This is a genomic window from Psychroserpens sp. BH13MA-6 (genome assembly GCF_052983595.1).
On record NZ_JBRJGE010000005.1, the window covers coordinates 46,156 to 58,906 of the forward strand.

Genomic DNA, 12,751 nt, shown 5'->3' on the forward strand with positions numbered 1-12,751 from the left:
TTACAAAAAACTGAATTATGAAAATTAAATGGATTACACTAACATTAATTACTTTCACAATGTTTAATCTATTTGGACAAGAAAAATCAAAAGTCGATAAAGAATTTAAAAGCATAAGTTCCAAAATTTTCCCTGTCATTAAAGTAGCAACTTCCGAAAATCATAAAGAGGCTGATTTTGAATTTATAGGCGATGACCAACCTGTTTTTAAAACGATTGCTGGCGACCTTCTTTGTTTTTATGGAATTGACAAAGGCAGTCATTTTGAACTATTACAAAAACGACAAATGCCCGAAAATATCGGAATTGAAGAACTTGACCAATTTGCTCACGATAATTTGATAAAATTTGTTGCCGACAAAACACAGATACATAATACTTCATTCGGTGGAATTGGATTTTCTTGTGGCGGAGACCACGAAGCATCCCTTATGACCCTTCCAGAAATTTGGAGTATGATTAATGAAAAATTAGGTGAATCTATTGTCTTTGCTGTACCAGCAAAAGACTTAATAGTGTTTGTGGAATCAAGTAATGAACAAAGTGTTGAGGGACTAAAATCAATGATTGAGGAAATCCACAAAGACGGAGAAAGGTTACTTTCGAAAAAATTATTCACTTATGAAAACGGAATTATTGAAGAAAAAAAATAGCTGTGCCCAACAATGTCTATGATTAATTGCTCGTTCTAGCCTAATTACTAAAATTTGCCAACGCACAGTTCACACTGCATGCTCGTGTCTCGCGGATTTTTGCTACGCACAGTTCGCTTCGCTCGTGTCTATTTGGTTTGTATTTGCTAAAATAGGTGCTGGAACACGCCACTATTCATACACAATTAAGTTGAGGTTAATTTGAAAACAAACTATGGGTACACATATAGACTGTTTCATTCCGAAAGAAAATAATTATTCGATTGAAGAAGTAAAAGAAAAACTAAAAAGTGTTTTTGACAGACTAAAATCTGAATATTTACATTTGGAAAAGCACGGAACTTTTAAGGAAAACGTAAATAGTGAGTGGTGGATTAGTCTTATTCCTGCCGAAAATGGAAATCCTGAATATATTACAGGAGAAGGAGATATTTTTAGTATTGACATTTACGATAAAACAATATGTATTGGTGCAATAGAACGATTTTCAAGTTTGTATATTAATGATAAAAACGTATCAAGAGAGTTGTTTAAAATTCTTTTGGAATTATGTAATGAATTTAGGTCATCGGATGAAATATTAATTGGTGCAGGCGGATTTGGAGAAACTGACCACATTGGAGAAATTGCTTTTAACGGAGGGAGCTTCGAACAGATTTGTAATAAGATGACTGAATTGAATGGTATTCCTGCAAATGATTTGACTGAATTAAAAGACAGGTCTTGGTATCTGAAAAAATAAAAAACTGAGTACAACACCGCATATAATTAATTACTTCGCTGATAATTTTAAATTGCCCAAAGAATCATTTAGTCTGATTATAGCCGCTTTTTACTGTTTGTTGACTAAATTTTGACGAACAAAAAACCTCAAAAAATTGATTCACAATTAGTTGAGGTTTTGAAAAGTGGAGTCGGAGAGAATCGAACTCTCGTCCAAACAAGCTATTAAAGAGCTTTCTACACGTTTAGTCTTTCCTTGTTTTTTAGATGTCAGGCTGGCAAAAGACAACCTACCTAACACTTAGCTTTTAAATCTCGACCGTACATCAAAGCGCTATACGATCTTAGTTAATTTTTACGATGCCTCTAAATAGAACGCCACTAACCAAGGCTTTCTGGAGACATTTAGCCTTCCTACCTAGTAGGAACTAGCACAATCTTACTGTAATTCAGATTACGCAGCTAAAGCGTAGTTATTCTCGCCGTTTAAAAAGTTGACCTAGCCTTTTACGTGTCTCATGGTCGTTACACGACGTGCTTACCGTTTAATGAGTCTCGCTGTCAAAACCAGTCGACCCCATTTTAGGTAATCATGCTGGCGTTCCCTTTCAGGTCAGGCTCTCGGCAGTCGCTCTCTTTGAGGAGCTCCAACAATGCCTCCATCCTTAACGCTAACACTTCCAAAAAACGCACAAACGTTTTAAGGATTGCGAATTTACAAAAATACTAGTGCAAAACCCATACCAAGCTGGTTTTAATAGTATTTTAAGAAAATATGTCAGTACAAACCCTTATTTTTAAAGTAAAACAAAGCATTATGATCAAAGAAGGGACAAAAGTACAATGGCAATGGGGCAACGGCACAGCCTCGGGAAAAGTTAAAGAAAGTTATACGCAAAAAGTGACTAAAACCATCAAGGGAAACGAGGTGACGAGGCACGGCGAAGCAGGTAATAAAGCCTTGTATATTGAGCAGGAGGATGGGACGCATGTCCTTAAAAGCGAAAGTGAAGTCACACGTACCAACTGATTCTTAAACACCACTTGCTAAAGCCATAAAATCCGCTTATTTTCGTGCAAAATTATCAGTCATGAAATTCGCAATTATAAAAGAACGTAAAAACCCACCAGACCGACGCGTGGTCTTTTCACCCGAAAAACTAGTAGAAGCCCAACTGGCATTTCCTCAGGCAGAATTTGTTGTGGAGTCTTCTGATATTCGTGTGTTTTCAGATGATGCCTATCGCGAAAAGGGATTTACAGTGACCGATGATGTGTCGGATGCCGATGTCATGATTGGTGTGAAAGAAGTCCCTGTCGACGCCTTGATTCCGAATAAAAAGTATTTCTATTTTTCACATACCATTAAAAAGCAACCCTATAACCGGAAATTACTCAAGGCCATGCTCGATAAGCATATCGAAATGTATGACCATGAGACCATCGTTAAAAAAAGTGGTGCGCGATTAATTGGTTTTGGTCGCTATGCAGGATTGGTAGGCGCTTATAATGGGTTTCGAGCGTTGGGATTAAGAGACGGACTCTTTCAATTGCCAAAGGTGGAAACGCTTACCGATTTAGAAGCGGTAAAACGCGAATTGGATAAAATTACCATACCGAATATCAAAATTGTATTATCAGGAACCGGGAAAGTCGCCATGGGTGCCAAAGAGATATTAGATCATCTTAAGATCAAAGAGGTGAGTGATGCCTTGTATTTGACCTCGCAATTTTCAGAACCTGTCTATTGCATGATTGACGTTATGGAGTACAATAAACGAAAAGACGGTAAAGTAGGCGATAAGTGGGCATTTTATAAAGATCCGAGTGGCTACGAAAGCAACTTTATGCCGTATGCCAAACAAACCGACTACTTTATAGCTGGCCATTTTTATGGTAATAATGCGCCTTACTTATTTACGAGAGCCGATGCTAAACACCTTGATTTTAGAATTAATTTGGTAGCTGATATTTCCTGCGATATCGACGGACCCGTAGCTTCAACGATTCGGCCATCCACCATAGCCGATCCGTTTTATGGTTATGATCCAACTACCGAAAGTGAGGTGGCTTATGATGCGGATAAGGCCATAACTGTCATGGCTGTTGACAATTTACCTTGTGAGCTTCCCAAAGATGCGAGTGAAGGTTTTGGTGAGATGTTTTTAGAAAGCGTGATTCCTGCCTTTTTTAATGACGATGAACGCGGGATTTTAAAACGTGCAAAAATCACTACCAACAATGGGCAACTCACCGAACGTTTTAAATACCTGCAAGACTACGTGGATGGCAAGTAAATGTCAGATTCCGTTTAAATAATTCGATGCGATAAGGCCTTGACGAGCCAGTAGGAAACAGCTAAAAAGGAGGCAAAAGTCAAGGTGAAAACCCAGGCTTCAAGGTTTGGCTCTATAATAAGTAAAACAGCATCTACAATAATGTCTAACGGTTGATGCAAAATTTCCCAAGAATTGTAACGTAAAAAGCGTCCTAAGTAAACGCCAAAAGCAGATAGCCCAAAAATACCTAGCATTAATGGCGTCATAAGCTTTGGGTGAAGGTGTTGTTTTAATAGCGTTTCCATATCAAAAAGGGATAGAAAAAATAGGAGTAATCCGTTAAAAGCAAAGGACATAATCACCAAAATATCTAACCATAAAAAATGTTGATTGGTACGTGTTAAATGCAATAAGTCGGTCACAATGTAAGGTGCGTTCGGTAAAAATAGCAACCACACACCAAAGCTGATGAATAAGGTTAGCTTATGTAATTTTATTTTGCTAGAAAGTAAGGTGGTAATAGCGAATGGGATGATGGCTAAAAATAGGTTCCATACTAGAAATAATAAGTAAAAGGATTGATGAATTTTCATTCTAACCATCAATAAAATGATGCTTAGAGCCATAGATACAGTTAATAAGGATAAGATCTTAAACCGGTTGAGAATGAGTGTTTTTATGGTGTCCATATAATTTTGATTTTTGTGTCAATTAAGAAAATAGTGATGACGCCTAAGAAGTAGGCGATAAGGTCGGAAATTTCAAAAGTGCTACCTAAAAGAAGCACAGCTAGCTGATGATCTCTCAAATGTAAATAGTCTAATAGGTTGGCAAGTTGTAGAAATTCAATCGCAAAGGCAATACCTAGAACCACGATGGCAACCACAATAGGTGTCGTTTCAATTATACTACGGATGGCACAATACATCAGGATGACGACCAGATAATCGCCAAAGGTATGTCTGATAAAACCGTCTTTAAGCCAAATGGCGATGGCTACTTCAACTAGAAATAAGAGAAGGCTCGCTACGAAAAATGTTTTATGAAACTTTAAACTCATGGAATATCAATTGTATCACCTAAATATTTTGGTTGGACATCAAACAAGACATCTAAAGATGCTTTCGCTCTCGCTAAGTATTCTCGAAGTTGTACCTTTAATCCATAGCTTCCAACGATGGCTTGAGCATTATAAGCAATGGCACTAATATCGTGATGTTTGGCCAAATAGACGGCGCGTTCATTGTGAAACTTTTGTGAGATAATAGTAATGGAATCTTGTCCGAAAATTGCCTCTGATCGAATCACAGAATCTAAAGTTCTAAAACCTGCATAATCGAGTATGATGCGATCTTCAGGGATGCCATGCGCCATAAGATCCTTTTTGAATGTTGTAGGCTCATCATAAGTCTTACGACCGTTGTCACCACTCACTAATACATAATCGATTTTTCCCGCATTGAATAGTTTGACTGTGGCATCTATACGATAGCGGTAATAAAGGTTAATTTGACCATTGGGCAAATATTTAATGGTTCCTAAAAGTAATCCTACCTTGTTTTTAGGAATATCAGAGACTCTATCATAAACGTAGCTTTCGGCCTGATGGCTAATCATTTTATTCGTAATGATTAATCCGACTAGGAGCAATGCGCCAAGTAATAGGGACATTTTCACTAATTTTTTAAGACGTTTCATTTACTTTTGTTTTTGACAACCAAACCCAGGCTTGATTGGAAGTTATAAAGGCTGATGTGAAAAAGGCAATAGAATACACATCAAAATTTGACGAAATGATTCCAAAGGCGCTTATCCCGAAAGTCATTATCGCATAAAAAGGATAATAGATCTTAAAGATATGTCGCTTGTCAAATCCTTTCTTTTTGCCCATCCAAAAAAACGGACATATAGTGGTTAAGATACAAAGCGTACTTACCATAAATACAGGTATTAATGTTAAGAACATTATTGGGATAGTTTGTATATCTATGCCTTCGGTTGCTATGATGAGCCAAAGAATTACAGCGGCTAATAAGCATGATTTTGCTATGACAGTAGGAAAATTCATGGCGCGGTCGTGGTTTGTTGTTGAGACTCCAGTTGAAAGGTTTCCAATGAATATTCCTGCCAATCGTACTGTAGGTGTTCACGTAGGTTATTTCGATATTTCGTGGCGATTCTATTTTTGGTAGATTCAGGTATGTCCATCTTATCTTTATAGTGATATAGCAGGTTTGCATTGCGATTAGAGAGGTTGAGGAGGTAATGAATATCGAAAGACTCAGCGACATTGATATTATAGTCTGTTATGAGTTTATCCCAATTTAAAGCACTAGAAATGACTAGAACCGCGAATGCTATTTTGGTATTCATTCTGAATAAATAAGCGAGGTTTTTTAGTTGAAGCACTTTGAAAAATGTTGTGACTAAACCTACTAAAGCCAAGAACAAATAAACATGAACGCCAATGCGTTTATAGGTGAGACCAAAAGCCGTAATATAGTTGTGGTTTTTGATGGCTATCAATACAATAAGTGAGATATTTAAGATAATCCATAAGTAAGTTAAACGCTTTAAATTCCGATTTTTACTGTAGAAATTCAGGTCACCTCTAAAATAATATAGGATAATTAAAATGGCAATAACGATCGAGGCAATGAGTGTGTTTATACCAGTGTGAACTTGATTTGAAAGCTCAGAAGCACGGGTAATTTCAGCTGTGAATAAATAGGTAATGTCGGTGACTATATAAAACACGAGAAGCGTGTTTAAAAGCATGAGGAGTGTGGTGCCAATTTGTTTTTCTTTTCTTAGCTTTTCTTCTGAAATATGATTTGGTGGACGTAAGTCGTTGGATGTGTTTTGATCCTGTGAGGTGGCTGGTTCCACACGAACAGGTTTGGAAATGTTTTGAAAGAGAAAATAGCCTAATACTGTGAATAGTAGCCATTGAAGATTGATAAAACTAAAGTCAATCTTAGAGATAAAATCACTGAACATAGGGTTGCCATTTTTGTAGAGCAAAGTGAAAGTGATTATAAAGATGAGCGGAATGCCAATCAATTTTACCAAGTGCAAAACATCGATGTCTTTTTTTATTTTGACCTTTTCATCCGTCTCATTTACTTCGAAATTCCTATGGAAAAATCCTGCAATGGTACTGTACAAACCATTGAGCCAAGTCACATATACAGAGGTGTGTTGCTGTGAAGTGGCGCCCACTAACGTAAAAAAGACAATGCAGTTAGCGATGATAGACAAGCTCGAACCTTGCACAAATACGACAACAGCCGTAAGGGCATAAGTGAAGCTTAAAAAAATAAGCGACTTATGTCGAAATATTTTGGGATTATGAGCAATTAAAATACCAATAGTACAGATGGAAAAAATGGATAGGTTCAATCCGATAGATTTTTCAAAGAATAAAATACTAAAGAGAAAGGAGGCAAGAATAAGAATGGCTTGTTTCATGATGAATGGTTTTAAAGTACTTTGTATTTCAAAGTAAACGTGTAAAAAAAATGATTTATTGTTTATTGATTAATTTTTCTAGTGCTTCTATATGACTTTTAAAGGCTGCTCTTCCTGATTTGGTCGTCGCGTAACGCGTATTCGGCTTTCTACCTATAAACTGTTTTTCAACGCTGATGTACTCTGCTTTTTCGAGAGCTTTGGTATGGCTTGCTAAGTTGCCATCAGTCGCACCTAATAATTCTTTGAGCATATTAAAATCGGCATATTCATTCACCATAAGAATCGACATGATTCCCAATCGGATACGATGGTCAAATACTTTATTGATGTTGTTGATGATGCTCAAAATGCGTGTTCTGTTTTAACTTGGTAAAAGGTGACTTTGATAAGTTGATCTTCGATGCTTTAACTACCTGCCCATGGGCTGCCAAATATACCAACAGCGAGTTCGATCCATATCAGTGCTAACACCGTCAAAAGACTCAGTACCAAAAGGATCCGACTTTGACGTGTTTTAATGGTCCTTAATATCAATTCCACACTAATGGCGGTTCCAATTAACAAGATTGCGGCTAGGACAAAATCAGATAGCGTCCAACGGACAGCTTCAGAAAATTGCATCCCAACCAAAGGTATTAAAAGTACGAATACTGCGACTCCCAAGAGACTGTATAAACGTTTATTTTGTATGTACATAATTTCGATGTTTAGTTTTATTTGACGTCATATTTAAAATGCATGATGCTGCCATACACAATATGCATGATGCCGAATCCTAGGACCCAGAACCAAAAGCCATAGCTAGGAATTAAAGCGCAAATTAAGCCCAATATCACCTCAGTGTAGCCAAGATACCTAATATCACCTAAACTATATTTTGAAGCGTTGATTAATGCTAATCCGTAAAAAATCAACATCAATGCAGCAGTATGCCCATAGCGTTCTTGATTTAAAATGATTAGAATATACAAGCCACCCGTTACTAAGGGTATCAAAAAATTAATGAGCAATCGCTTGGAGGAACTATCCCAAATTTTTTCACCGTTTTTCTTGGCTTTTTTGGTGGTCATATAAATTCCCGTACCAACACTCAGCACAGCCACGCCGATAAGAATAGCGACACAAATTCTAAAAATGCTCCCATCTAATATGAGATAACCTCGCACGGAATTGGTCACCAAATAATAGGCTACAAAAGCACCAATAAGCGCATAAATTCCGGCAAGAATGCCAGATAGACCACTTAGAGATATAAAACGTGACGATCGATTCATCATGTTTTTAATCTCGTTGATATCTTCTAAATAGTTTTTTGATTCCATAAAAAGTACTTTGAATTACAAAGTAAATAAATTTAATTGAATTTTCACCACTAATTTTTTGTTAATTTTATATTCTTAAACATCGCTCTTATGAAGCCAGCGGAATCGTATATATTAAAGCAACCGGAACCCTATAAATCCATTTTGTTGCATTTGCAAATGCTGATGTCTTATACGTTTCCACAAGCTGAAATGTTATACAAATGGCGAATTCCTTGTTTTTATGTAGAGGGCAGACCTATATGCTATTTCAATCAAAGTAAGGATTTCGTGGATGTTGGTATTTGGCATGCCTCTCATCTAACAGCCTACGAAGAACATTTAGTGTCAGAAAATAGGAAAGTAGTAAGATCGTTACGTTACAAATCTCTATCAGATATCGATGACGAGCTTTTTATTGCCGTGATGCGAGAGGTGGCAAAGCATCCAAACACATCCTTTTTAAAATAAAATTACAATTCTTTGTACACAATATAGTTCTCAAAAACCATCCCCTTAAAAGATTTTTTCTGCTTTTTTTCTACTTCATAGAAATGAGAATCGAAGAAATCCAAGGCTGTAATACTAACATCAGATTTGATCATGTCAAATCCATTGATGGACACTCGAGATTCCATAATGCGCAGTAATTTGGACGCAATGGTTTGACGCTGGAAATCCTTATGTACAAACAAACCATCTAAGTAATTGCCATTTTTTAAATAGGCGAATCCCACAATTTGCCCATCTACTTCCGCTACAATAAAATATAAGTTTGAGATGCGATCTTTCCATTTGTCAATGTCGTCAGCACCTGATGACCAAATTTCTATTTGTTTTTCGGAGTAGTGCTGTCTATTCACCGTTCGGATGGTGTCCCGAAATAAAGCCGTTATTTCAGGAATATCCTCTAAAGTGGCTTCCCTGATTTCCATGTGATCCAACATTGTTTATAACTGATTTACGGTGTTTCTGATAGCCACCAAATTGGTTAATAATCGTTCTAGATTATCTAAGTGTAACATATTGGCTCCATCACTTTTCGCATTGGCTGGATCAAAATGCGTTTCGATAAACAAACCATCTACATGATTTACTACACCTGCTCTGGCAATCGTTTCAATCATTTCTGGTCGGCCACCTGTCACACCAACACTTTGATTTGGCTGTTGTAACGAATGGGTAACATCCAAAATAGTGGGAGCATATGCACGCATGGTTGGAATACCTCTGAAATCTACAATCATATCTTGATAGCCAAACATCGTGCCTCTGTCTGTAATCCATGCCTTATCACTACCTGAATCTTTTACCTTTTGCACGGCATGTTTCATGGCTTCCGGACTCATAAACTGTCCTTTTTTTAGGTTGACCACTTTATGTGTTTTCGCTGCAGCAACCACCAAATCAGTTTGACGTACTAAAAACGCAGGTATTTGAAGGACATCAACGTATACCGCGGCTTTTTCAGCATCCGAAACTTCATGGATATCTGTCACTGTTGGAATGTCAAACGTCTGTGAAACTTTCTGCAGAATCTTTAAAGCTTTTTCATCACCAATTCCTGTAAAACTATCAATTCTACTACGATTGGCTTTTTTAAAACTACCTTTGAAAACATAGGGAATTTCGAGCTTGTCGGTAATGCTCATAACTTTTTCTGCAATACGCAAAGCCATATCTTCGCTTTCAATAGCACATGGACCACATAAAAGAAAAAAGTTGTTGGAATTGGTGTGTTTTAATTTAGGAACCTCTGATAACTGCATTTGGCTTGAATTTTCAATTTCAGCAGCAAAGATACATATTAAAAGCTTCTATTAAGACTATTTCTTATCATCCAAAGTGCCATAATGAAATTTGCCACAACAAATAGCCCACCATAAAACACAAATTGCTTAGTTTGAATTGACAAGTTCACGATGTTAAACACATCTGAAAGATAAGCCAAAATCATATAAGAAGAGAGACATACAAAGGTCATTCCCAAGGTGAAATTAAGCTTGTTATTGGGTTTTATGAGTTGCCACAAAAATGGGATTCCAAATAATAAAATAGGATATGCTTTAATGCCTTCACTTTTATTGAGGTCGGTGAACCAGTAGGCTATGACCACCAAAAAATAGAGGTAAGGCACAAATTTTGAGTAGGTGTTAAATCGTTCCATCTGTCTGTAGTTTCAGATGTAAATGGCCTATTAAATAGGTTGGTTCTTTGGCTATTTACTATTAATCAATCATAAAGATAACGTTGTTGGCGATTCAAAATTATGTTGAATTATAGTTATAACATTTAATTAACTAATTGCTGCAATTTAGTGCTATTTAGCTTGTTCTTTTAACGGCAATGAGTTCTTGATATCCAGCTAATTAACCAGAGAATTTTTAAATTTTAAATGCTGTCTGGTTTTATTTTCAGTAGAATCGATATTTAAACAGAATTTAACGTACCTTTGCACGCTTAAATTAAGGCATCATTATGGCTAATATTAAAAACATTGCAATTATTGCACACGTAGACCACGGTAAAACAACCTTGGTTGATAAAATCATGTATCATTGTCAGTTGTTTCGTGAAAACGAAAACACAGGAGATTTAATTCTCGATAATAATGATTTGGAAAGAGAACGCGGTATTACTATCACGTCTAAAAACGTTTCTGTGGTTTATAAAGACACAAAAATTAATATTATCGATACACCTGGTCACGCCGATTTTGGAGGTGAAGTGGAACGTGTTCTTAATATGGCTGATGGTGTTTTATTATTAGTAGATGCGTTTGAAGGACCAATGCCTCAAACACGATTTGTATTGCAAAAAGCAATTGATCTTGGATTAAAACCTTGTGTGGTGATAAACAAAGTCGACAAAGAAAATTGTACGCCTGATGAAGTTCATGAAAAGGTGTTTGATTTGATGTTTGAATTAGGCGCTGAAGAATGGCAATTGGATTTTCCAACCGTTTATGGTTCGGCGAAAAACAATTGGATGAGTGACGATTGGCAAAACGAAACTGAAAATATAGAGCCACTTTTGGATATGGTGATTGAACATATTCCTGAACCAAAAATTGAAGAAGGCACGACGCAAATGTTGATTACATCCTTAGATTTCTCATCATTTACGGGTCGTATTGCTATCGGAAGATTAACGCGAGGCGAGTTGAAAGTCGGACAAAATATTTCGTTAGTAAAACGAGATGGCAAGATTGTGAAATCGAAAATAAAGGAGCTTCATGTTTTTGAAGGTCTCGGACGTTTAAAAGTGGACGAAGTTCAAGCTGGTGATATTTGTGCGATTGTTGGATTAGAAGGTTTCGAAATTGGTGACACTGTGGCGGATTGGGAAAACCCTGAAGGTTTAAAAACGATTGCCATAGATGAACCAACGATGAGTATGCTGTTTACAATTAATGATTCACCGTTCTTCGGAAAAGACGGTAAATATGTGACGTCGAGACATATCAAGGAACGTTTGACTAAAGAATTAGAGAAAAATCTAGCGCTCAGAGTTGAAGACACCAATAGTGCCGATAAATTTATGGTGTACGGACGTGGTGTTTTGCATTTATCGGTGTTAATTGAAACCATGAGACGTGAAGGTTATGAGCTTCAAATTGGACAACCACAAGTGATCATCAAAGAAATTGATGGTGTGAAATGTGAACCTGTTGAAGAAATGACCATAGACTTACCAGAAGAAGTATCTGGTAAAGCTATTGAAATGGTGACCATGCGTAAAGGTGAAATGCTAAGTATGGAAGCCAAAGGCGAACGTATGGTGTGTGAATTTATCGTGCCTTCAAGAGGTATCATTGGTTTGCGTAATCAGCTTTTAACAGCAACTGCAGGAGAAGCCATCATGGCACACAGGTTTAAAGAATACCAACCACTAAAAGGTGGTATTCCTGAACGTCAAAACGGAAGTTTGGTGTCTATGGAAAATGGTCAGGCCATCCCTTACTCCATTGATAAATTACAAGATCGTGGGAAATTCTTTATCGATCCAGGAGAAGATATTTATGAAGGTCAGGTTATTGGCGAAAATTCTCGAGGTGATGATATGACCGTTAATGTGACCAAAACTAAAAAGTTGAGTAACGTACGAAGTGCTGGTGCTGATGATAAAGCGAAGATTGTTCCAGCTATTAAATTTTCTTTAGAAGAAGCCTTGGAGTATATCCAAAAAGATGAATACGTGGAAGTAACACCAAATCATTTACGACTGCGAAAAATCTATTTAAAAGAAGTGGATCGTAAACGAAATAAAATTGTCTAACAAATGACAATTAAAAATTAAAAGAACCTAAGGAATTAGGTTC

General features: G+C 36.8%; 17 protein-coding genes and 1 other RNA gene. 6 read left to right on the forward strand and 12 right to left on the reverse strand.

The genetic code is table 11. The features are described from left to right. The first annotated feature begins 17 nt into the window (after positions 1-17). Together ACU8DI_RS11445 and ACU8DI_RS11450 are read left to right on the forward strand one after the other, a co-directional pair. Positions 18-653, forward strand: coding sequence for a DUF1444 family protein (locus ACU8DI_RS11445; RefSeq protein ID WP_447112919.1), 636 nt, complete (start codon positions 18-20; stop codon positions 651-653). Positions 654-867: 214 nt separating this feature from the next. After that, entirely contained in the window at positions 868-1,395 is a 528-nt protein-coding gene (locus tag ACU8DI_RS11450; protein WP_447112920.1) for a hypothetical protein, read from the forward strand. A 164-nt stretch (positions 1,396-1,559) separates the two neighbouring features. Here ACU8DI_RS11450 and ssrA read toward each other — a convergent pair. Further along, positions 1,560-1,955, reverse strand: a transfer-messenger RNA (tmRNA) gene (gene ssrA, locus ACU8DI_RS11455). A gap of 238 nt (positions 1,956-2,193) precedes the next feature. Between ssrA and ACU8DI_RS11460 the strand changes: the two genes are divergently transcribed. Further along, positions 2,194-2,406 carry a DUF2945 domain-containing protein gene (locus tag ACU8DI_RS11460; RefSeq protein ID WP_447113080.1) on the forward strand — a complete coding sequence of 71 codons (213 nt, stop codon included), beginning with the start codon at positions 2,194-2,196 and terminating at the stop codon, positions 2,404-2,406. A gap of 61 nt (positions 2,407-2,467) precedes the next feature. Further along, positions 2,468-3,673, forward strand: a complete 1,206-nt coding sequence (locus tag ACU8DI_RS11465; protein WP_447112921.1) for an NAD(P)-dependent oxidoreductase — start codon at positions 2,468-2,470, stop codon at positions 3,671-3,673. A 14-nt stretch (positions 3,674-3,687) separates the two neighbouring features. Here ACU8DI_RS11465 and ACU8DI_RS11470 read toward each other — a convergent pair whose 3' ends face one another. The 8 genes from ACU8DI_RS11470 to ACU8DI_RS11505 are packed head-to-tail and all read right to left on the reverse strand — an operon-like array spanning position 3,688 to position 8,451. Continuing rightward, positions 3,688-4,344, reverse strand: a complete 657-nt coding sequence (locus ACU8DI_RS11470) for a DUF1361 domain-containing protein (RefSeq protein ID WP_447112922.1) — start codon at positions 4,342-4,344, stop codon at positions 3,688-3,690. Beyond that, complete coding sequence (locus ACU8DI_RS11475) at positions 4,332-4,715, reverse strand: ribosomal maturation YjgA family protein (RefSeq protein WP_447112923.1); 384 nt, start codon at positions 4,713-4,715, stop codon at positions 4,332-4,334. The genes ACU8DI_RS11470 and ACU8DI_RS11475 overlap by 13 nt, the downstream gene beginning before the upstream one ends. Beyond that, on the reverse strand, positions 4,712-5,353 hold the full coding sequence (locus ACU8DI_RS11480; RefSeq protein WP_447112924.1) for a SanA/YdcF family protein: 642 nt from the start codon (positions 5,351-5,353) through the stop codon (positions 4,712-4,714). Before ACU8DI_RS11480 ends, ACU8DI_RS11475 begins: the two co-directional genes overlap by 4 nt. After that, complete coding sequence (locus tag ACU8DI_RS11485) at positions 5,340-5,723, reverse strand: hypothetical protein (protein WP_447112925.1); 384 nt, start codon at positions 5,721-5,723, stop codon at positions 5,340-5,342. The genes ACU8DI_RS11480 and ACU8DI_RS11485 overlap by 14 nt, the downstream gene beginning before the upstream one ends. Beyond that, positions 5,720-7,126: a DUF4153 domain-containing protein gene (locus ACU8DI_RS11490; RefSeq protein ID WP_447112926.1), complete on the reverse strand. Its 1,407-nt coding sequence runs from the start codon at positions 7,124-7,126 to the stop codon at positions 5,720-5,722. Before ACU8DI_RS11490 ends, ACU8DI_RS11485 begins: the two co-directional genes overlap by 4 nt. Positions 7,127-7,181: 55 nt before the next feature. Then, positions 7,182-7,475 (reverse strand): winged helix-turn-helix domain-containing protein, encoded by a 294-nt coding sequence (locus ACU8DI_RS11495; RefSeq protein ID WP_447112927.1) that lies wholly within the window; start codon positions 7,473-7,475, stop codon positions 7,182-7,184. A gap of 59 nt (positions 7,476-7,534) precedes the next feature. After that, positions 7,535-7,792, reverse strand: a complete 258-nt coding sequence (locus tag ACU8DI_RS11500; RefSeq protein ID WP_447112928.1) for a hypothetical protein — start codon at positions 7,790-7,792, stop codon at positions 7,535-7,537. A gap of 50 nt (positions 7,793-7,842) precedes the next feature. Continuing rightward, entirely contained in the window at positions 7,843-8,451 is a 609-nt protein-coding gene (locus tag ACU8DI_RS11505; RefSeq protein WP_447112929.1) for a hypothetical protein, read from the reverse strand. A gap of 90 nt (positions 8,452-8,541) precedes the next feature. On the opposite strand from ACU8DI_RS11505, the gene ACU8DI_RS11510 reads away from it, so the two are divergent. Next, positions 8,542-8,901, forward strand: a complete 360-nt coding sequence (locus ACU8DI_RS11510) for a DUF1801 domain-containing protein (protein WP_447112930.1) — start codon at positions 8,542-8,544, stop codon at positions 8,899-8,901. Between the two features lie 2 nt (positions 8,902-8,903). On the opposite strand, the gene ACU8DI_RS11515 is transcribed toward ACU8DI_RS11510, so the two are convergent. From ACU8DI_RS11515 to ACU8DI_RS11525, 3 genes are read right to left on the reverse strand one after another with little or no spacing between them, the layout of a single operon-like run. Next, positions 8,904-9,377 carry a GNAT family N-acetyltransferase gene (locus ACU8DI_RS11515; protein WP_447112931.1) on the reverse strand — a complete coding sequence of 158 codons (474 nt, stop codon included), beginning with the start codon at positions 9,375-9,377 and terminating at the stop codon, positions 8,904-8,906. A 3-nt stretch (positions 9,378-9,380) separates the two neighbouring features. Continuing rightward, on the reverse strand, positions 9,381-10,199 hold the full coding sequence (gene kdsA, locus ACU8DI_RS11520) for a 3-deoxy-8-phosphooctulonate synthase (protein ID WP_447112932.1): 819 nt from the start codon (positions 10,197-10,199) through the stop codon (positions 9,381-9,383). Positions 10,200-10,237: 38 nt separating this feature from the next. Then, positions 10,238-10,597: a hypothetical protein gene (locus ACU8DI_RS11525; protein ID WP_447112933.1), complete on the reverse strand. Its 360-nt coding sequence runs from the start codon at positions 10,595-10,597 to the stop codon at positions 10,238-10,240. A gap of 311 nt (positions 10,598-10,908) precedes the next feature. Here ACU8DI_RS11525 and typA point away from each other — a divergent pair, with 311 nt between their 5' ends. Further along, positions 10,909-12,708 carry a translational GTPase TypA gene (gene typA, locus ACU8DI_RS11530; protein ID WP_447112934.1) on the forward strand — a complete coding sequence of 600 codons (1,800 nt, stop codon included), beginning with the start codon at positions 10,909-10,911 and terminating at the stop codon, positions 12,706-12,708. Positions 12,709-12,751: the final 43 nt, after the last annotated feature.